Annotated in this window: 20 protein-coding genes; 3 read left to right on the forward strand and 17 right to left on the reverse strand. The window is 43.5% G+C overall.

The window, feature by feature from the left end:
• Position 1: 1 nt before the first annotated feature.
• Together ACMXYN_RS09840 and ACMXYN_RS09845 are read right to left on the reverse strand one after the other, a co-directional pair.
• On the reverse strand, positions 2-2,431 hold the full coding sequence (locus ACMXYN_RS09840; protein WP_415891663.1) for an EAL domain-containing protein: 2,430 nt from the start codon (positions 2,429-2,431) through the stop codon (positions 2-4).
• A 17-nt stretch (positions 2,432-2,448) separates the two neighbouring features.
• Complete coding sequence (locus ACMXYN_RS09845) at positions 2,449-3,189, reverse strand: transporter substrate-binding domain-containing protein (protein WP_415891664.1); 741 nt, start codon at positions 3,187-3,189, stop codon at positions 2,449-2,451.
• A 189-nt stretch (positions 3,190-3,378) separates the two neighbouring features.
• Here ACMXYN_RS09845 and phnN point away from each other — a divergent pair, with 189 nt between their 5' ends.
• Positions 3,379-3,939 (forward strand): phosphonate metabolism protein/1,5-bisphosphokinase (PRPP-forming) PhnN, encoded by a 561-nt coding sequence (gene phnN / locus ACMXYN_RS09850; RefSeq protein ID WP_415891665.1) that lies wholly within the window; start codon positions 3,379-3,381, stop codon positions 3,937-3,939.
• Between the two features lie 10 nt (positions 3,940-3,949).
• Here phnN and ACMXYN_RS09855 read toward each other — a convergent pair whose 3' ends face one another.
• Positions 3,950-4,711 carry an ABC transporter permease gene (locus ACMXYN_RS09855; RefSeq protein ID WP_415891202.1) on the reverse strand — a complete coding sequence of 254 codons (762 nt, stop codon included), beginning with the start codon at positions 4,709-4,711 and terminating at the stop codon, positions 3,950-3,952.
• Between the two features lie 3 nt (positions 4,712-4,714).
• Positions 4,715-5,632 (reverse strand): ATP-binding cassette domain-containing protein, encoded by a 918-nt coding sequence (locus tag ACMXYN_RS09860; RefSeq protein ID WP_415891666.1) that lies wholly within the window; start codon positions 5,630-5,632, stop codon positions 4,715-4,717.
• A 317-nt stretch (positions 5,633-5,949) separates the two neighbouring features.
• Here ACMXYN_RS09860 and ACMXYN_RS09865 point away from each other — a divergent pair, with 317 nt between their 5' ends.
• Complete coding sequence (locus ACMXYN_RS09865) at positions 5,950-6,819, forward strand: delta-class carbonic anhydrase (protein ID WP_415891667.1); 870 nt, start codon at positions 5,950-5,952, stop codon at positions 6,817-6,819.
• A gap of 116 nt (positions 6,820-6,935) precedes the next feature.
• Positions 6,936-7,706, forward strand: a complete 771-nt coding sequence (locus ACMXYN_RS09870; RefSeq protein WP_415891668.1) for a sulfite exporter TauE/SafE family protein — start codon at positions 6,936-6,938, stop codon at positions 7,704-7,706.
• A 13-nt stretch (positions 7,707-7,719) separates the two neighbouring features.
• On the opposite strand, the gene ACMXYN_RS09875 is transcribed toward ACMXYN_RS09870, so the two are convergent.
• The 13 genes from ACMXYN_RS09875 to hpf form a co-directional block, all read right to left on the reverse strand.
• Positions 7,720-8,352: an MOSC domain-containing protein gene (locus ACMXYN_RS09875; RefSeq protein WP_415891669.1), complete on the reverse strand. Its 633-nt coding sequence runs from the start codon at positions 8,350-8,352 to the stop codon at positions 7,720-7,722.
• Positions 8,353-8,417: 65 nt separating this feature from the next.
• Positions 8,418-9,386 carry a GlxA family transcriptional regulator gene (locus tag ACMXYN_RS09880; RefSeq protein ID WP_415891670.1) on the reverse strand — a complete coding sequence of 323 codons (969 nt, stop codon included), beginning with the start codon at positions 9,384-9,386 and terminating at the stop codon, positions 8,418-8,420.
• Positions 9,379-9,918, reverse strand: coding sequence for an isochorismatase family protein (locus tag ACMXYN_RS09885; protein WP_415891671.1), 540 nt, complete (start codon positions 9,916-9,918; stop codon positions 9,379-9,381). Before ACMXYN_RS09885 ends, ACMXYN_RS09880 begins: the two co-directional genes overlap by 8 nt.
• Positions 9,919-10,140: 222 nt before the next feature.
• A complete protein-coding gene (locus ACMXYN_RS09890) occupies positions 10,141-11,574 on the reverse strand; it encodes an aspartate kinase (protein WP_415891672.1) in 1,434 nt (477 codons plus the stop codon).
• A 173-nt stretch (positions 11,575-11,747) separates the two neighbouring features.
• Positions 11,748-13,013 (reverse strand): inorganic phosphate transporter, encoded by a 1,266-nt coding sequence (locus ACMXYN_RS09895; protein ID WP_415891673.1) that lies wholly within the window; start codon positions 13,011-13,013, stop codon positions 11,748-11,750.
• A gap of 18 nt (positions 13,014-13,031) precedes the next feature.
• Entirely contained in the window at positions 13,032-13,715 is a 684-nt protein-coding gene (locus ACMXYN_RS09900) for a TIGR00153 family protein (protein ID WP_415884985.1), read from the reverse strand.
• A 226-nt stretch (positions 13,716-13,941) separates the two neighbouring features.
• Positions 13,942-14,526: a class I SAM-dependent methyltransferase gene (locus tag ACMXYN_RS09905; RefSeq protein ID WP_415891674.1), complete on the reverse strand. Its 585-nt coding sequence runs from the start codon at positions 14,524-14,526 to the stop codon at positions 13,942-13,944.
• Positions 14,527-14,583: 57 nt separating this feature from the next.
• Positions 14,584-15,075, reverse strand: a complete 492-nt coding sequence (locus ACMXYN_RS09910) for a GNAT family N-acetyltransferase (RefSeq protein WP_415891675.1) — start codon at positions 15,073-15,075, stop codon at positions 14,584-14,586.
• Between the two features lie 28 nt (positions 15,076-15,103).
• Positions 15,104-15,976 carry a M48 family metalloprotease gene (locus ACMXYN_RS09915; RefSeq protein ID WP_415891676.1) on the reverse strand — a complete coding sequence of 291 codons (873 nt, stop codon included), beginning with the start codon at positions 15,974-15,976 and terminating at the stop codon, positions 15,104-15,106.
• Positions 15,977-15,979: 3 nt separating this feature from the next.
• Positions 15,980-16,441, reverse strand: coding sequence for an SH3 domain-containing protein (locus tag ACMXYN_RS09920; RefSeq protein ID WP_415891677.1), 462 nt, complete (start codon positions 16,439-16,441; stop codon positions 15,980-15,982).
• Positions 16,431-18,287 carry a CHASE2 domain-containing protein gene (locus ACMXYN_RS09925; protein WP_415891678.1) on the reverse strand — a complete coding sequence of 619 codons (1,857 nt, stop codon included), beginning with the start codon at positions 18,285-18,287 and terminating at the stop codon, positions 16,431-16,433. Before ACMXYN_RS09925 ends, ACMXYN_RS09920 begins: the two co-directional genes overlap by 11 nt.
• Before the next feature lie 130 nt (positions 18,288-18,417).
• Positions 18,418-18,933, reverse strand: a complete 516-nt coding sequence (locus ACMXYN_RS09930) for a flavodoxin (RefSeq protein ID WP_415884992.1) — start codon at positions 18,931-18,933, stop codon at positions 18,418-18,420.
• A gap of 149 nt (positions 18,934-19,082) precedes the next feature.
• Positions 19,083-19,433: a ribosome hibernation-promoting factor, HPF/YfiA family gene (gene hpf, locus ACMXYN_RS09935; RefSeq protein WP_415891679.1), complete on the reverse strand. Its 351-nt coding sequence runs from the start codon at positions 19,431-19,433 to the stop codon at positions 19,083-19,085.
• Between the last annotated feature and the right edge of the window lie 124 nt (positions 19,434-19,557).

Genomic DNA, 19,557 nt, shown 5'->3' on the forward strand with positions numbered 1-19,557 from the left:
CTCAATCAATTAATGTGGCAGCCTTCTCTGATGAAAACTCAATAAACTTATCAGCAGGTAGTGGCTTAGATAGCAAATAACCTTGGAAGCAATCACACCCCAGTTCAACTAGGGTCTCTTTCTCTTCAATGGTCTCAACACCTTCGGCAATAACCAATAAACCCAACCGATCTGCCGTTGCCAAAATAACTTCCACTATGGCCGCTTCCTCGGATTCCGAGCGTAGACCCGTAACAAAAGAGCGGTCTATTTTAAGGATATCTAACGGCAGGTGTCGAAGGTATTTAAGCGAAGAGTAACCTGTACCAAAATCATCAATCGCAAATGAAACCCCTTTGCTTTTCAATAGATTCATCTTGTGACTTGCCACGTCAAAGTTATTAAGCAGCATATTTTCTGTAATTTCTAATTCCACAACATTGCCCGGCAGATCAAACTCCTCCATCAACCGAATTACTTGATCGACAAAATCGACCTGCATAAATTGCATAGGGCTGATATTAATTGCAAGACGTTGAAAGCTCTCGGGGAAACCATCGGCACGCCATTGCGCCAATTGCTTAAGACCCTCTCTTAAAACCCAATTGCCAATCTCAACAATCTGGCCACTCTCTTCAGCAACCGGAATAAACCCTCCTGGGAAAAGTAATCCTTTTTCTGGGTGCTTCCAACGAATAAGCGCTTCTGCGCCTATAATTTGCCCGTTTTTACAAATTTGCGGCTGAAACCATAGAACAAATTGATTGGACTTAAGCGCCTGATGAAGCCCCTTCTCAACTTCCAATCGTTCCTGTGCTGTAGATTGCATCTCAGGATCATAGAACTGGAAACCATTTCTCCCCATCGCCTTAACACGATATAACGCCGTGTCGGCTTGACGAATAATATCCTGAGCCAAAGCATCTGCAGCAGGGAAAACAGCGATACCTAGGCTAGCAGTACAATAAAGCGTATGCCCCTCGATACTGAACGGCTCTGACATTACTTTTAATACTTCTTGAGCGACATGCGCAGATACATCAGCGCAAATTTCAGCAGAACTTCCGGTTTCTGGTAAGAGAATTACGAACTCGTCACCGCCAAAACGAGCACAGGTCGATTCAATTGGGAGAACATGGGTTAAGCGTTGCGCTATATTATTCAGCAGCTCATCGCCAACACCATGGCCTAGAGAGTCATTAATCGTTTTGAATCTATCTAGGTCTAAAAACAGAACCGAACCAAAGCTATGATTGGCCTGATGCAATTCAATTGACGCTGTTAGTCTATCTAAATATAAACGGCGATTAGGTAAGCCCGTCAACGTATCGTAAAAGGCTAACTCGTGGATCCGCTTTTCTGCTTCCTTACGCACTGAAATATCACGGGCAATAATCAGTAGATACTCTTGAGACTGAAGCGTTAACTTAATCGCTCTCGCTTCCACCGGAAAGGCCGTGCCATTGGCATTAATCTGTAAATCTTCAAAGGTAGTGACATGAGTTTCACTTATGCCTTCGCATACCTGCTGGTATTCTTCGAATGAGTAATTCTTGCTGTAATCCGCAAGTTTTGTATTACAAAGCTGCTCTTTGGATAACCCAAGCGTGCTGGCACCTTGGTTATTGACGCGAAAGATTGTGCTATCTAATTCACACAGGAACATTGCGTCACCCGCGTTATCCATAATGGAGCGTGAGAAGTGTTCGCTTTCAGATAGTTCTGACACCATCTCAGTTAATTTATCCGTAACGGCCTCACGATCTTTCCAAAGCCCAGAGAAATTGCGAACAAGATCACCTAGCTCATCTTCACCGGTATAAGGTAAGACCGAGTTCTGATTTCCCGTTCGTAATTCATTCACCCACTTTGCTGTTTTTACAATAGGACGAGAAAGGAAATGATAGATTAAGAGCAGGAAAATCACAGCCAGTGCGACGTTATGCATCAACCCCAAAAGTAAACTATTAATAGCGCGTTGGCTAAAGCTATTGGCTACATAGATTGTGTCTAGTTCGACAATCAGTCGAGCTCTCTCATTACCTGAATTAACAGAAGCTAACTCTAATTCCATCTCAATATAGCGATTGAGATCAAATAGCTGCTGGGCGGGCAGCGATAGAAAGCTAGAGTTTAAGGTCTGATCACGCCTATGCTCTGATAGGGTTTCTCTAAAGTCATCAATTAACTGAGCATGATAAATCGTGGGATAAGAGATAAGTGAGGATGTAATCTCATTCGCCTGAAATGCATTTAGATTATAAACAGCTTGAGTCGCTGTATCACGATACATGCTGATAATACGTTCGATATCCTCCGTGGTACTTTTTCTCACCTGTCGCAGATCTAAATAAATCTGTAAACCGGTAGAGAACACACCTAACAGCAACGCAATAATTAAAATAAAGCGCGCTTGTTTGAGAACAATCTTACGTCGTAAATTTAGACCCATAAAATGCTGTTTTGCCATTAAAGGTAGCGGTCGTAAATAACCTGATACTGACCATTGCTTTTGATTAAGCGTAGACCTTCATTAAATTTTTCCAAAAGAACTTCAGCATTAGGATAAGCTTTACTCAAACACAAATGATACTGAGTGCTTTGCTTCCCTTTCAGCCGCTTAATCTTGATTTTATCCTGTAAACCTAGCTGTCGCGCACGGTAATTGGTTACTAAACCGGCGTTATAGAACACATCTACATTTCGATAAACCAATGAGCGGATTCCACTATCAACATCAGGTACAATAGAATGAGCAATACCCGCTTGTTGTAACTCTTTCTGAATTCCCCAGCCATCAACAACAGATACTTCCACTTTACCAAGATCATCGAAACTAACGATATCATCATCAGATCGCTCAAGGCGCATCACGGCTGATTGATTCGCTTCACTTAAAACATCACTAAATAATATAAATTGATCTCGGCCTGCTCTTTTAGAACAAGTAACGGTTCCTGCCATTCGACCATGACGAATACTTTTTAATATCCTCTTCCAAGGGGCTGTTTGTATATCCGCATTAATACCTACCGCAGCAAACGCCGCCTGCGTAACTTCCACATCGATGCCACTGATAACGCCTTTATCATCAATGATCGTATAGGGAGGATAATCAACCGAGTAAAGCTGAATCGTCTGTTTGGCTATCGCAAATGGCGACAGCAAGAGAATGACTATAGACATAGCTAAGCGGTTAAATAACGTCACTGTCAAAACCTCCTCACATTCAACAACCCTATAGCAGAATGACCTAATTTAAACACATATTGATCAAAATAGGGGCAACAACAATTAAACTCGCCGGTTAGTTCATACTCGTGCCATTCAAAAGCAGTAAAGCTTTCACAAAGTAACTTTGCTATAACTAAAGCACTGAATCTCACTATCGGAAAGTTGATGAGCGGTAAACTTTTTTATCTTATGGGAGCCTCAGGCTCGGGAAAGGACACCCTACTCCAAGGCTGCAGGCAGCGTTTAGAACATAGCCATCAAGCATTTATCGCCCATCGCTATATCACCCGTGCAGCCGATGCTGGCGGCGAAAATCATATTCACCTGACAGAATCAGAATTCCAACTGCGTGTTGATACCGCAATGTTTGCGATGCACTGGGCATCTCATGGTCACTTATATGGAATAGGCAAAGAGGTCGAGATCTGGGTTAAAGCTGGACTTAACGTCATTATAAATGGTTCTCGTGAATACCTACCGATCGCCATGCAGCAGTATGATTTTCTAATCCCTGTGATGATCAATATAAAAACCGAGCTACTCAGAGATAGATTACATAATCGCGGTAGGGAAACTGATCTAGAGATAGAAAAACGCTTAAAGCGTCATGCTGATTTCTTAGATCACATGCCAGCAGGCACTATGTATATAGATAACAGCGGCTCTAAAGAGAAAGGAATCGATGCCCTGATGGATATTATCACCGAGCACCGATTCATTCGTTAATCGCTACGATCTAGCTTCTGATACGGTAGCCGCTACGGAAGATCCAAGCGATGATCGCTAGGCAGCTCATCATAAACAGTATGGTCATCCCCAAACTTAGCCCAACATTCACATCAGCCACACCATAGAACGCCCAACGGAAACCACTCACCAAATATACAACCGGGTTAAACAATGAAATAGTCTGCCAAGGTTCAGGCAACATATTGATCGAGTAAAACGCCCCTCCTAAAAAGGTCAGTGGCGTAATCACCATCAACGGAATGATCTGAAGCTTCTGGAAATCATCTGCCCAGATACCAATAACAAAGCCAAATAAGCTAAAGGTAATAGCAGTAATCACTAGGAAACAAAGCATCCATAGCGGATGCAGAATGGTGTAATCAACAAACAAACTTGCTGTAGCTAGAATCAACAGCCCCAGCATGACCGATTTGGTTGCTGCCGCACCGACGTAACCTGCAACGATCTCAAAAGGCGAAACTGGTGCTGATAGCACTTCGTAAATCGTCCCAGAAAACTTTGGAAAAAAGATACCAAACGAGGCATTAGAAATACTCTCACTCAACAGCGACAGCATTAACAGACCCGGAATAATGAACGCCGCATAACTAATACCATCAATCTCCCCCATTCTCGAACCGATGGCAGTACCAAAGACAATAAAATAGAGCGATGTTGAAAGCACAGGGGATGCAATACTCTGCATCAACGTGCGAAAGGTACGTGCCATTTCGAACTTATAGATCGCTCGAATACCGTAAAAATTCATCACTTACTCCTGCACCAGTTCTACAAAAATATCTTCAAGCGAGCTTTCCGTAGAGTTCAAATCCTTAATCCCAACACCTAGTTCGTTTAATTTCGCTAACAATTCAGCAACCTGTTCACTTTCACTAGCATCGTAAACATACTGAAGGTATTCACCCGCTTGCTCTAAAGTCAGATTAAAATGATCCAACTCTGAAGGAATCTGCTCCATCGGCTGTTGAAGATGAATGTGCAGTGACTTTTTACCCAGCTTAGACATCAGTGTCGCCTTCTCTTCAATCAGGATAATTTCACCTTTACGAATCACGCCGATACGATCAGCCATCTCTTCGGCTTCTTCAATGTAGTGCGTGGTCAAAATGATCGTCACGCCGTTATCACGCAGCTCTCTGACCATCTCCCACATATCACGACGCAGTTCGACATCAACGCCCGCAGTAGGCTCATCCAAGAAAAGAATCTCTGGCTCGTGCGATAGGGCTTTAGCAATCATCACCCTACGCTTCATACCACCCGACAGCTCCAACATCTTGGAATTACGTTTATCCCACAGGGAAAGCTGCTTTAGAATTTTCTCTATGTAAGCCTTGTCAGGAGCCTTACCAAATAAGCCACGGCTAAAGTTAACCGTAGCCCAGACCGTCTCAAAAGCATCGGTGGTAAGTTCTTGCGGCACTAATCCGATTTTGCTTCGCGCCTGGCGATAATCTATAGCAATATCATGGCTACCCGCTAAAACCGTGCCTGAGGTTCCGCGACTAATACCGCAAATAATACTGATCAGCGTTGTTTTACCCGCGCCGTTAGGACCTAACAACGCAAAGATCTCACCTTTTTTGATATCAAGGTTCACCGAACGTAGAGCAGTAAACCCAGAATCGTATGTTTTATTTAAATCCTGCACCTGAATAATCGGCTGCATTAATCGCTAACTCCTGAAGTGGAACCTGTAGATGAAAACGCTTTGACAATACTAAAGAAATATCTATCCCTCAGGTAGATATCGCAAAGTAAACACTCTGTTATAAAGATCATAACAATAGCTACTTGACGCAGTTATCAAGCAACTATATTTTTCTATCGACCGAATTAAAACAACTGTTTTATTTCATAATATAGAGTCACTACGGACGGTGATTTGGCTTTGTCAGGCATTGATAGGATATTCAATGAAACAAACCCAAGCTGTATCTCACCTCCTGCGTGCATAAGAAATTTATAGCCGATAGGAACAATACAATGCGAACACTTCCACTTACCATAGTATCTGCCTCACTGCTTTTACCACTCGTATCCTTCGCAGAAAGCCCTACCTCAGCACACAATCAACATGTCAGCGATAGTGTGCTACTTAAGCAAGATAAACTGCTTTACGCCAATATGTACGGTAATGGCTTTGGCCCTCAGTCCCCTCGAGATATAGATTCAGCAGCCGGTACAAACGCCGTTGCTTTTAATACAGCACCGCCCTATCAAAGCATGAACCTATGCAATATCCACCTACACAAAAACGCCGAGCATAAAGGTGGAGAGTTCACAAAGTATGCAGGTAATGGCGATGGTCATGGTTACCACACTGGTTATCAATTTACGGGCGAACTAACCGAACAAGAGCTGAGCCCAGTTGCTTTGAAGGTTAAAACCGATAGTCATAAAGCACTGATGCCTGGAGATACCTTAGAAGTTCACTTTGTTCACTCTACAGCTCAGGTAAAACCGGGTCCGACATTAGGTGCATGCCTTAGCGAAGAGATCAAAAATCCACAACTTCGTGTTGAAGCTCAAGTTATCGTATTAGTAAATGATAAGAACGCCCGAGATTTTAGAAGCTTAACTAAGTTCAACAACCGAAGCGGCTTCTATCAAGCTGTTAATATCCCTAGCAACATGGGTAAACCAGTGCAGTATGCAGGCTCCACAACAGGCCCTAGTTACAACATTAAAGGCTCCCCATTCCAAGTAACATGGAGTGTTCGACCAAAAGTACTTAAGGTGGACATTGCCACGGTAAATGCTTGGTTAAACGACAATGCTTTTAATGAAGATCATGCCCACGGGGTACGAAACCTAGTAACTCGACCAGAATTTCTATCACCTATCTCCCATTAACGCTTAACAACGACATAAAGGCCCCTAAGCGGATACTACTTAGGGGCTTCCACTGACCTAATGACCTACTAAGTACGGTATACTTGATCGAACCCTCACGACAGGCTTTTCACTAAATGTGGTTTGAACTCTTTATTCTCTTCGTAGCTGGTTTTTTTGGTGGTGTGTTAAATGCAATCGCCGGTGGCGGCAGCTTTATTACCTTTCCAGCCTTGATGTTTGTGGGAGTACCGCCGATTAGCGCGAATGCGACCAACACATTCTCTGCCTGTGCTGGTTATATGAGCGGTACCTATGCGCTGCGAAAAGATATCAGGCAAGATCGAAAGAACCTCATAAAATTAATCCTAATTAGTTTTATCGGTGGTATCGCAGGCGCAGTGCTGCTGCTAAGAACACCTGAAGAAGTCTTTCTTGAAGCTGTACCTTGGTTACTGCTGTTCGCGACGATTCTTTTTATCTTTGGTGGACGACTAAACAGCGCATTAAAAAATCTTTCCGGCACCCACAAACATGCATCAGCAGTAGGAGGTTTTCTTCTGATGTTGTTGCTGTTTGGTGTTTGCCTCTATGGCGGCTTCTTCAATGCCGGTTTAGGTATTATCACACTGAGCTATTTAGCTTTGGCGGGTTATACCAATATCAACACCATGAACGGTATCAAATTATTGGTATCTTCATGCGTATCGCTGATCGCAATTGTGCTGTTTATTATTGATGGAGTGATTGACTGGTACTCCGGTACGATCGTGCTGATTGGTACACTCGCCGGCGGTTATTATGCCGCGCACTACTCACGCCAGTTACCGCAGCAGTGGGTGCGAAATTTTGTAATTTTCGCTAGCTGTGGCATCACCGCTTACTTCTTCTACGATGTTTACGGCTAAGCTCACTCAACAGCTATTCAAAACGCCATTCAGTCGATAACCCTGGAATATTGGTATTAAACGCTTCTGGCGGTAATCTGGACTGTAACTTTTCTAAAAAAACCTTCCAGACTTCTGCAACAGCGACGCTATTCTCTAGCCGTTCCTGCAGGATGAATGTTTCGCCTACTTGCAATTCACCTTCTTCTAACACACGGTAGTACCAACCGCTGATCGCCTGTGACATCAGTAATGGCGCTATATGGCCGTTGCCGTATTTATGATTCACTTTCCAACAAGGCCTGCGGGGTTGGGACACCTGCACTAAAGCACCACCCACTTTCACAATATCGCCAATATGCACCTGAGTATCATCCACTGATTCACTGGAAAGGTTTTCTCCTATTGACCCAGAGATAAAACTATCCTCAAGATGCGGTAAGGCTTGGCGCAGGGTTGCATAATTTTCTGAGGGGAATTGATACAGCGCTTTTTCAGGGCCACCATGCACACGCTTATCTACCTGAACATCACCTTCCAGCCCTGTTTTGGTTAGTAAACAAGTATCAACGGGCTCTTTGAAGATACCGCTTGGCGCATCATCTGGGCCAATTGGTTTTGGTTGCCCTATATATAAACCCTTGATGGTACCTTGGTAAGTAGACATGCCTCGCCTCCATAAACGGTGTTGAAACGCAGTCACTTAAACATATACGACCATAACCAAATTGATCAAATATTAATCAGATTTAAATTCCTTCGATACTGCGAAGGCGTGCCCTCCTGCCACCGCGCCCAAACACGCCTTAAGCTTCTTTCAGACTGAAACCCGCAACGCTCGGCTATAACATCTAATGGCAGTTTGGTTTGTTCTAATAACTGACGACCTAGCTCGATGCGTGCCTGCTGCAGGTACTCTTGCAGATTAAATCCAGTCGCTTGTAGAAATAGACGCCGAAGATGACGCTCACTTAGGTGAACTCGTTCTGCCAAAAGCGACACATCCCAATCAAAACCCGGCTGCTCCATTATCAAGTCCTGAACTTTGTGCACGCGAGACTGAGTGTGGTTTCGATGGTTTAACCAAAAACTCAGCTGCGCTTCCTGGCCAGATCGTCGCATGTAGATCACCATCTCACGGGCAATTTGTACAGCACGATCCTGCCCCCAATGGTTATCAACTAACTGTAAGCAAAGATCCAACCCTGTGGTGATACCGGCGCTCGTCCATATGTTGCCATCTGTGACGAAAATACAATCTTCCTGTACTAAAGCGTCTGGCGCGATCTGACAAAGTGAGGCAGTAAGATCATGGTGTGTCGTGCAGCGTTTGCCAGCTAATACACCTGCTTTGGCTGCTAGAAGCGAACCTGAACATATCCCCGCTAACAAGCCGAACTGAGATTTGACCGAATTTAGCCATTGAATCGCCGTTTGGTAATCAGCCTCATGGAGATGTTTATTTAACTGACTTGTTCCGATCAATAGCAGCCAGTCATCTGCATCTAACCTCTCAGGTAAGGGTTCTAGGTTCGCTAGATGTAAGCCCTGCTTGGACTGCAATTCCGGATGAGGAGAGATATAGCGCAACTCTATACTCTCCTCTAAAGAAGGATGTGAAAATATCTGAGCAGGCGCTGCCAGATCCAATAAATGGACACGTGGCAACACCAACAGATACACACGCCTTTTTTTATTCATAATCTCCAACCATGCGTACATTTGCGAAGCGATCTTGCAAAACCATAGAGGTATGTTGCTTTAACGCCTCTTCACTCACAGTCTCACCGGTAAATGGATTTTTCATAGTGAAGGTATGAGTAGCATCGACTACAAAATCAACCTCATAGCCCAAATCACTGCCTACTCGCGTTGTGGTTTCACAGCACTGTTCCGTTCTTAAGCCACTCACCAATACCTTGGTAATCGATTGCCCTTGCAACCACTCGTGCAAACCACTGTCGAGTAACGCATTATGTACGCGCTTGTTAAACACCTTATCTTCATCCTGTTTATGCAGAAAGTCCATCAAGCGGACAAAACCGGACTCAACAGAGAACACACCTTCATCTTCATTATGAAGGATAAACACAATTGCGCCACCTTGTGCCCTTACAGCATCAATTAAGCGGTTTTGTCTCGCTTCATATTCAGAAAATCCATCATTATACCAATAATCGCGATGTTTAAAGGATTCCTGCACATCAATAACTAATAAAGCTGTATTTTTCATAGCTTAAGCTCCCAAGTATTTAATATTTGTGAGCTCAGTATGAGTTATAACCAATATCGACATAAGAAAGGCAGCGGCCCAAAATAGGACAATTTCGGCCAAGAACGGACCTTGCAATTAAAGCAAGAAAAGTAGAGACAAAGATGAAATCTACTGTCAGAGAAGGTGATTTTACACAGACAAAAAAAAGCCCGCTAATGCGGGCTTTACAGAAATTTGCGATTAAGCTGCAGTATTTACGTTCTGCGGGCTCTGCTCAATCAGAGCTGCATGCAATGCAATGATCGCCTTCTCGTAGTCATCTTCAGAAACAACACACTGCATCTCGACCTGACGGATAGACTGGTGAAGCGCCATTACATTAATATCTGCTTCAGCCAAAGCACTTACTGTACGAGCAAGGATGCCTTTAACCTTCATGTGTGAACCGATAGCAGAAACGATTGCAAGATTGTGCAGACGGATCTGGCCTTCTGGGTACATCTCTTCCATTAGGCGTGTTGCGCGGTTAACCATCTTACGAGAGCCACCAACATAGTATGTGATACTGTTCGCATCAGCATCTTTGTTAATCACGTAAAGTTTCAACTGAGCTAGAAGCTTAGAAATCTCAATATCGTAAGCCGCATCACCTAGCATCTCTTGGTCGAAGATTTCGATACCAAACACATCATTACGACCAGCAATAATCTCCACACGAGGAGCGTTGCTATGGTAATCCTGACAGATAACCGTGCCTTCGTGCTCTGGCTCAAATGCGTTCTTAATACGCAATTTAACACCATTGCGACGCAAACCTTTCGCAGCTTTTGGATGGATAGCTTCCATACCTAAGTTAGACAGCTGATCGGCCACATCATAGTTAGTCGCACCGATTGTTACTACGTTATCAGTACCGACTAGCATTGGGTCTGCAGAACTTAGGTGATATTCCTTATGGATAATCGCCTCATCTGCACCTGTTACAGTCGCAATCGTGCTAAAAGTCATCTCGCTGTAACCACGGTCAAAAGTCTTCATCAGACCTTCTTCACAGTGCGTATAGCCCGTAGCAATCACCATCTCTTTGTCGATCTGAACATCGGCAAACTGAGTCTTAACCATCTCTTCAAACGGTAGAGGCTGATCTAGGTGCCAACCTGTCAGGTCAACAAAACGAGCATTGATGCCTGAATTACGTAGAACAAGTACAGAGTTATATGCACTGTGTGCTTCACCGATAGATGCTAGCATCTCACGTACTTTCATCAGGTGTTCTTCCAACTGGAAGTGACCGTAAGTACAAAGGTGGTGCAGGCTCTTCATGCAATCGCGAACGTCATTCAAACGCTCGATTACAAAAGCATCCGCAGCGTTTCGCTCAAATTCCATATCAGCGAAAAGTTCAGCGTTGATCTCTTCCATTTTCGCCTGAACTTTACTCAGCTCATCGATCCACGCCTGCTCACTTTCCGCGTTAGCAAAACGCGCATAAACACCAGGCTCACCGGTTTTCTTGTGTTCAAGAAGATAGTTGGTAATACCGCCATAAGCTGACACAACAAAAATTCGGTTATACAGTTCCTCTGGTGTGGTGCGCTTACCCACCAAAATGGTGTCCATCAATTCCTCAAAGCGGCTCATGGAAGTGCCGCCGATCTTCTCAACTGTATGCATCTTCTTTCCGGATATTTCTGGTTCTAGCTTAGGGATTTACTCCCAAAGCAAAAAAATTGGGCCCAAATTTTACATCAATATGATGGATTTGTGATCATTTAATTGCCTTCAGACAGAAAAAAGCCCCGTATTCTCGCGAATACAGGGCTTTTCTACTTAAAGCTGTTCTACGTTTAGGTAAACATACCTTTAAACATGAAGAAGAACATAATCGCTAGACCGGCACCTGCAGGCAGAGTTACTACCCAAGATACGAAGATCGTACCTACGATGCGCAGGTTAAGTGCAGCCATACCACGCGCAAGACCTACACCCAATACAGCACCTACCAGCGTGTGAGTAGTGGAGATCGGCAAACCAGTACCCGATGCAAATACAACTGTTGTTGCAGCAGCTAGTGTCGCAGCGAAACCACGGCTTGGTGTAAGTTCAGTAATGTTGTTACCTACCGTTGCGATTACCTTGTGGCCGTACATAACTAGACCAGCAACGATACCGCCACCACCAAGTAGCAAGATCCATACAGGCATTGCAGATTTCTGCGCCACTTCACCACCAGCAGATACAACACCTACTACAGCAGCTAGAGGACCAACAGCGTTTGCAACGTCGTTAGAACCGTGGGCGAAAGCCATTGCACAGGCCGTAAACATCATCAAAATACCAAACAGTTTTTCTACACTAGAAAAGTGATGTTCACGATCAGCTTCTGGATCAGGAGTAATACGCTTCTGCATGCGCATGCCAATCAGCATGATCACAACAGCAATACCGATAGATGCTAGTGCACTTTGACCCCAGCTAAGGTCCAAACCAACGTGCTTAAGACCTTTAGTGAACGTCACCATGGAAACCATGAAGCCCACTAGGAAGATGTAACCTGGAATATATTTCTTAGCGTTAGCAAAAGGATTATCAGTATCAAGTATTAACTTCTGTACGCTTCTAAATAAGAAGAAGGCTATGAGTCCGGCCGTCACCGGCGATACAACCCAACTTGCTACGATCTTAGATACTTTACCCCAGTTAACCGCATCAACAGAGATACCAACTGCTGCGAAGCCAACAATCGCACCTACGATAGAGTGCGTAGTAGATACAGGCCAGCCAAAGTGAGTGGCGATTAGAAGCCAGATACCTGCTGCTAATAGTGCCGATAACATACCAAACACGAGTAGATCAGGCGTTCCAGACAAAATAGCTGGGTCAATAATACCTTTACGAATTGTTGCTGTTACAGCACCACCCGCAAGGTAAGCACCCATAAATTCGAAGATAATAGCGATCATGATCGCCTGCTTCAAAGTCAGTGCCTTTGAACCAACTGAAGTACCCATGGCATTGGCAACATCGTTTGCACCAACACCCCAAGCCATAAAGAAGCCAAATACACATGCCATAATGACAAGAATATGGCCGTACTGAGAAATGATTTCCATCTTTACTTACCGAATGAATTAACGAGCAACTAATAGCTGTAAACGACTACCAACCTGTTGTGCGCGATCTGCCAGGTCACCAATTGAGCTAATAACCTGATAGAGGAACATTACATCTACCGGTGGAAGCTCTTTCTCGATGCTAAATAGTTTTAGGCGAATAGCACGTTCGTGTTCATCCGTGTTGTGCTCTAGGGCATCCAATTTTTCTAGCATTTTTTCGATGACATCAATCTCGTGGCCACCAAAACCGCTATTTACCAATTCGTCCAGTTCTTTAAGTGCAGTTAAAGCCTGCTCAGACGTTTGCAAAGCGACACGAACATAATCTTTCATATCTTGCTGCATCTCAGTTGGCACTTTCATTTGACGGCCAAGCATGATGCCTGCGATATCTTTAGCGCGATTTGCAATCTTGTCCTGCATACGAACAACTTCTAGAAGATCCGTACGAGGAACTGGAAGGAAAATACTTTTAGGCAGATTCTGACGAATCTCTTTCTTCATTGCATCCGCTTCGCCTTCTAAAACAGCGATACGTGCTTGTACTTTCTCTGCTTCATTCCAATCATCAGCGATAACTGCATCGATAAACGGAATAAGCTCAACGGCACACTCTTGCGCTTTTGCAATGTGATCCTGCATTGGTTTGAACGGTGAACGTGCAAACATCTGCAAGAATGGGGTACTGGTTGCTACCATACAACGCACCTTAAAAGTCTAAAAAAAAATTGAACACACCTGTGTTCAGGCGCGCGAATTATGACGGAATTATTTCCTAGAGTAATTACAGTTTTGTTACAAAACAGTAATTTTTCGGTAAAAAAACTGAAATATTTGATCCAAGGCAGACAAGCGATGTACTGCGAATATGCCTTGTAAATCCGTTGCATCACAATGTATATACATAATGATGGCAGGGTTTATTTTAGATCCATTTCTTAGGTTCTTTTTTAAAAATATAAGAATCCATCCCCGATTGGTTACGATCAGATTCAAAATCTACTAAAGCTAATTCAGCACAATGATCTAAAAGTTCGTTTTCTCTTAAACAGAACCGATTAGAAAAACCGGTACGTTCATGCTGGAGCAGATTGAACGTAGTCATTAATAAAGTACCTTCAGGCTTCAATAGAGCAAGCAGCTGCTCCCATAATCCATCAGCTGGTTTATATCTGGAGATAACAATCGAATCGAACAACCCCAGACCTGACAGATTCACCGATTCCTGTTCTAGATCCAATTGAGCAGTTTCCACTTTCAGACCCAACTTAGTCATAGCCTCAGACAAACGATCCAAACCTACTTGAGAGATATCTGTTGCTACCGGGCTAAAGCCTTGTTTGGCCAAAAAGATAGAGGCCGCCCCATCTCCTGCTGCCAGATCTAATACACGACCTGTTTTTAAAAAACGCCACTGACGTTGAAGATATTCTGGTGCAACAGGCTCCGATTCTAGGCTTTGGCTTTTCGCCAAGTATCTTTGATCCCATTTTTGCTGTGCTTTGCTCATTTAATTCCTTAAAAATAGATATGCGCAGGAAAAAGTTTATTAATAATGATTACTTAACTATAAGAATGCAGAGCCAATGGTTTCGTAAGGTGAAAATCCTTGTTTCAACCAAAAACGATCAGCTTCAGGATTTCCGGGATGCCATCCACCCTGAACAGAGATCACCCCTTGAGCTTTCAGCCACTGTTTAGCTTCCGCGACCAATGCTTGCCCTATCCCTTTTCTACGCTGATCAGGTTCTACCCATAAATTAAACAAAACACTGCTATTAGGCTGAGTATAAGCTGCTTGCTGATTCAGAATGACGGCAATCGTCCCACAAACCTTATCGCCCTCAGCTATAAATACCATTGCATCATCTCTTTCAATACATTGTTCAAGCGTATGGCGAAGCTGCTTTTCAAGATGTTCAGGAACAGGCAAACCAAAAGGCTTAGCATGGTGAGTAGGCAGATACGATGTAAGTTGCTGCCACTGCTTAAGCACAACATCTATTCGATCAGACCCAGCCACACTGATTTGAAAAGACTCTTTATTGGAAAGATCCATTACATTTATTCCGATATTCCACGTACATCTACTTTATCATTTTGGAATAACGATTATTGAGTTCTTTACCTTCTATATAAGTCATCTTATCCGCTAACTTGTGCAGTTCTGACAAACGATCTTCAGCGCTTGGGTGGCGCTTACTAAAAGCCTGCCAAAAGGAACTATCATCCTGTTGAGCATCGATCTTTTGCAATACAGCAATATAGGCCATTGGGTCGTAACCAGCTCTGGCGGCGATCACCATACCCATCTTATCCGCTTCTAATTCATCACTTCGAGCCAAACCATCACTGTAAACATCCTGAATGGTATTCAGCAGTTTATTTTCAACTGAGTGATCACCAAATACCGTAGCTCCACTGCTATCTGAAGAGTCGCTTTGACTGTCTCGCAAGAATCGAGCAAGATCTGCCGCAATACCGATCTTTGCTTCCTTCTGAATAGCACGGATATGGTGCTTTTGAACCACATGTGCTATTTCATGAGCTAACACACCTGCAAGCTCAGCCTCGCTCTGCAACTGCTCTAAAGTCCCCGTTGTGATATAGATAAATCCACCCGGAGTGGCGAAAGCATTAAAGCTATCATCTCGTATCACTGAGAAGGTCCAAGGTATATCAGATCTTTCAGTTTGTTGTGCGAGCCACATTCCCACTGAGTTCACATAATTTTGAACCTCTCGCACATTATAAATAGAGGCTTTTTGCAGCAGAACGGCACTCACTTCCTCACCGATCTCCACTTCTTCAGCCAAGCTTTTCTCAAATAGGTCGGTCGATTTTTTTCCTGCTTCCATTAAAGGGGTTAGATTGATGTTATTGACCTGACAGCCGTTTAAGCCCAGCAATAGAAAACTGGCAACAACCCCTTTGATAGCGTTTTTTTTCAATGTAAACATAAGCTACTCCACATAATTCATGCTTCGAGCTTTTAATCCCCCTGCCCGCGCAAACTTCGCAGCTGCATCTGCACTGACCTTATAGCCTTTTACTTTGCTAAGGGAGACACCTGATCCACTCGATATAATCCCGCCTTCATCCAGCCCTCTAACACCGGTTGTCAACGTTGTTTTTGAGCGGTACTGCATATTTCCAGCAACTTGTTGTGTGCTGGGCTTACTGACGTACCGAAGGTTTATCATTTTCACCCAACCGGAGTGAGCATTACTCGTTCGTACTTCGTACCAACCACCGCTTCGTCGCAGAATATTTACAGAGGATTTTTCAGAGAGTTTCGTAACGACAGTGCTAGAAATTGAGGGGGTTTGGTAGACAGAGATATCTCTGACTGTGTAGGCAGTTTGAGCAGTCGCCCAAGTGGAGCACATAAATGGAAGACCGATAATCAGTAATTTAAGGTTCATCACTCAACCTCCTTGGCTGATAGACGGTTACCAATTTTTCCCGGCCTTTAACCTTATAGTCACCAATCAGCTCGAAGTCAAAAGCATCCCCACATGCCTGTCGAGTTTCTTCAGAAACCAAAATCCTTCGACCTGTTTCTTTAGTCAGTCCTTCGATGCGACTAGCTACGTTTACAGCATCACCAATAGCAGTGTAATCGTAGCGACTTTGGGTACCTATTGCCCCAACAACGACCTCGCCCGTATGGAGACCAATACCTATATCGAAATCAAATAAGCCAAACTCTCGTCTAAAGCTGACCATTTGATCCACCATATCCAAAGCCGCATTCACAGCAGCAATCTCTTGAGCGGGATTTTCAATTGGCTCACCCCAAAACGCCATAATGGCATCACCGATAAACTTATCGAGCGTACCTTTATGCTGAAAAATAACTTCCACCTGGCGAGAAAAGTAATGATTTAGAAGTTCTACAATTTCGATTGCACTGCGATATTCAGAAAGATGAGTAAACTCACGGATATCGGTAAATAAGATGGTTACCCGTGTACTTTTTCCTGCCAAAGCTTGATCGGTAATTCCTTGCTCAAGCAAAATTTTCACAACTTTCGGGTCCAAAAAACGGCCGAAAATATCGACCGTTTTTTTCATCTCCCTTTGTTGCTGCAATAAGCGAAATGCATAAAAGGACACTGCAACCAGAACATAAGCCACCAGCCAAGTCATAACAGGGAACATCATCCCTTCCATAATTAACAGAAGATAACTCGACGACACGTTTACTCCGATTAAAACGCCTATGCCGATGAGTGCGTAATAAAAATTACCCACACGAACCAGCAACAGCACTAAAACACCAAAGCTTACGCCCACAATCACCAAAACTAGCAAAGCATCTACCGATTGCAGAAAGCTCTGATCCATAAAGTTATTAATAGCCGTAGCTAAGATAAAAACACCGGGGTAAGTACTAGTAATGGGTGTGACTTGGATATCATGTAAACCTGCAGCAGTAGAACCGATAACAATGATTTTGTCCTTAAAATAGTTTGCCTCTTTGATATCATCGCCTTGACCCAACTGGGTGTAGACATCGCTATAAGAAAGCCTTGGATATGGCTCCCCTTTGCCTTGATACCAATCGATCCAAATTGACCGCTCTTTTATTTCATAACCATTCAGGTCAACAGCGATTCGCGCAGGCATCGTCATAATTCCCCAATCAGATATTGGATGAAATGCAGCGTACTTTCGCCCAACACCATCTTCATCCGGGTGGAAATTAATACTGCCTAGACGCCAAACACTCGCGTCAACCGCATTAGGTAAGACCAAACTTGCATGAGGAATAGACGAAACGGTTTCTGGCTTTTGAATGGGGACGGTTTCTGGATATTGGTCTAAACGCGGAAACAGATGATCAGAATAGGTTTGCAAATGCAAAAACGGCAGATAGACATTATTCGATGCAGCCAACACCTCACTAAAATACTGATCACTTTCAGGGTTAAAAATATCTCTATCAGCAAATAGTACATCAAACACCACTGCTGCAGGTTTCTGTAACTGTAACAACTCTACCAGCTCGGCATGGACAGCCCTTGGCCAAGGCCAACCACCCGCAATAGGCGCAAGGTTATTCAGGCTCGCATCATCTATATCGATAACCACAATACGCTCACTTGCGACTCTTTTCTCTGCTCGTTGTTGAAGCGTTAAATCGAGCCAGTGATTTTCTAATTTTGGAAGCAGTGGTGAATGGATATTAAAGGCAGCAAACAAGCAGAATAAGATACTCAGCACTGAGATCGCTTTAATTTCCGAGCGGAGTTTGCTGGCGGGCATAGCTATCCCTATCTGACCTAGTTTATTACTACTTTATAGATATTTGCTTTACTACAGCATAGGTCAGAGAACGACAGACACAAAAAAGCCCTGTAAAACAGGGCTCTTAATACTCAGGTCGCTGAATAGATTAGAAAACGCCTAGCTCTAATTTAACTTGGTCTAACCAATCGGAGATGCGTTCATCAGTTTGATCACGCTGCCAATCTTCATCTAAAGCCAAACCAATAAAATGTTTTTTGTCGTCTGTTAATGCTTTAGATTCTTCGAATTCATAACCCTCAACAGACCAGTGACCAACAATCTCAGCGCCTTTAGCTACGATTTTATCATGTAGCATACCCATTGCATCGACAAACCATTCAGGATAGCCAAACTGATCACCAAGACCGATAAAGGCAGCCTGTTTACCACTGAAATCCAACTGGTCCACTTCATCCCATACTTCCAGCCAATCTTCCTGAACTTCACCATAATCCCACGTAGGTATAGCAAAAATAAGAATATCAAAATCTTTTGCAGCAGAGAGCGAACTGTCTGCGACATCAAATAACTCTAGTTCGCCGGCATCCCAACTACCTTTTATCTTATCTGCAATATCGCCAGTATTACCTGTTGTGGTGCCGTAAAATAACGCTGCCTTCACTACCTACTCCAATACCTACACGCTAATGATAACACTTATCATTATCCATCTAATCACGACATTTATGCAAGCCTGATGCATATAAAATTTTGTTCTAGAAATAAAAAAGCCCAGCATATAGCTGGGCTTGAGAAACTTAAAATCTTAGATCAGGCTAAGCTGAGTTCCTCATCCGCTTCCATTTCAACTGTAGCGGCAGGTCTCTGATTCCCTTTCTTATTCACGTTTTTCTGGTGAATCTTATCTAGCTGACGATCAATTTTATCAGCCATCGCATCCAGAGCAGCATACAAGTTATCAGCGGATGCTTTCGCAAAGATATCTTTACCTGCTACGTGAATTGTTGCTTCAGCAACGTCCTCACGATCATTTTTTTCAATAATAACGTGAGCACTAGTAATAACTTCGTAACGTTCTTGGCTGCTGTTCAGCCATTCCTCTACTTTCTCTTTTACACTGTCAGAAACTTTAGCATTGCGGTGAGTAATTTTGATATTCATGTGCAAATCCTTAATGCCTTGTTGCAGTGAGAGCGCTATGAATTAATGTTTTTGTGCGCCCCTGTACACTTACAGTAGTACCACTCTGAGAATGGATTACAAGTACTTTTTTCGCTTCATGAAG

Source organism: Neptuniibacter sp. PT8_73, from assembly GCF_047778045.1.
In the GTDB taxonomy this organism is placed as follows: Bacteria; Pseudomonadota; Gammaproteobacteria; order Pseudomonadales; family Balneatricaceae; genus Neptuniibacter.

Excerpts from the sequence above, each read along its gene's own strand:
- ACMXYN_RS09895 (WP_415891673.1), bottom strand. The coding sequence starts at position 13,013 with ATGGAAATCATTTCTCAGTACGGCCATATTCTTGTCATTATGGCATGT.
- ACMXYN_RS09900 (WP_415884985.1), bottom strand. The coding sequence starts at position 13,715 with ATGGTAGCAACCAGTACCCCATTCTTGCAGATGTTTGCACGTTCACCG.
- ACMXYN_RS09860 (WP_415891666.1), bottom strand. The coding sequence starts at position 5,632 with ATGCAGCCGATTATTCAGGTGCAGGATTTAAATAAAACATACGATTCT.
- ACMXYN_RS09925 (WP_415891678.1), bottom strand. The coding sequence starts at position 18,287 with ATGCCCGCCAGCAAACTCCGCTCGGAAATTAAAGCGATCTCAGTGCTG.
- ACMXYN_RS09885 (WP_415891671.1), bottom strand. The coding sequence starts at position 9,918 with ATGAAAAATACAGCTTTATTAGTTATTGATGTGCAGGAATCCTTTAAA.
- ACMXYN_RS09855 (WP_415891202.1), bottom strand. The coding sequence starts at position 4,711 with ATGAATTTTTACGGTATTCGAGCGATCTATAAGTTCGAAATGGCACGT.
- ACMXYN_RS09865 (WP_415891667.1), top strand. The coding sequence starts at position 5,950 with ATGCGAACACTTCCACTTACCATAGTATCTGCCTCACTGCTTTTACCA.
- ACMXYN_RS09875 (WP_415891669.1), bottom strand. The coding sequence starts at position 8,352 with ATGTCTACTTACCAAGGTACCATCAAGGGTTTATATATAGGGCAACCA.
- ACMXYN_RS09880 (WP_415891670.1), bottom strand. The coding sequence starts at position 9,386 with ATGAATAAAAAAAGGCGTGTGTATCTGTTGGTGTTGCCACGTGTCCAT.
- ACMXYN_RS09870 (WP_415891668.1), top strand. The coding sequence starts at position 6,936 with ATGTGGTTTGAACTCTTTATTCTCTTCGTAGCTGGTTTTTTTGGTGGT.
- ACMXYN_RS09910 (WP_415891675.1), bottom strand. The coding sequence starts at position 15,075 with ATGGATCTTTCCAATAAAGAGTCTTTTCAAATCAGTGTGGCTGGGTCT.
- hpf (WP_415891679.1), bottom strand. The coding sequence starts at position 19,433 with ATGAATATCAAAATTACTCACCGCAATGCTAAAGTTTCTGACAGTGTA.
- ACMXYN_RS09905 (WP_415891674.1), bottom strand. The coding sequence starts at position 14,526 with ATGAGCAAAGCACAGCAAAAATGGGATCAAAGATACTTGGCGAAAAGC.
- ACMXYN_RS09915 (WP_415891676.1), bottom strand. The coding sequence starts at position 15,976 with ATGTTTACATTGAAAAAAAACGCTATCAAAGGGGTTGTTGCCAGTTTT.
- ACMXYN_RS09920 (WP_415891677.1), bottom strand. The coding sequence starts at position 16,441 with ATGAACCTTAAATTACTGATTATCGGTCTTCCATTTATGTGCTCCACT.
- phnN (WP_415891665.1), top strand. The coding sequence starts at position 3,379 with ATGAGCGGTAAACTTTTTTATCTTATGGGAGCCTCAGGCTCGGGAAAG.
- ACMXYN_RS09890 (WP_415891672.1), bottom strand. The coding sequence starts at position 11,574 with ATGCATACAGTTGAGAAGATCGGCGGCACTTCCATGAGCCGCTTTGAG.
- ACMXYN_RS09840 (WP_415891663.1), bottom strand. The coding sequence starts at position 2,431 with ATGGGTCTAAATTTACGACGTAAGATTGTTCTCAAACAAGCGCGCTTT.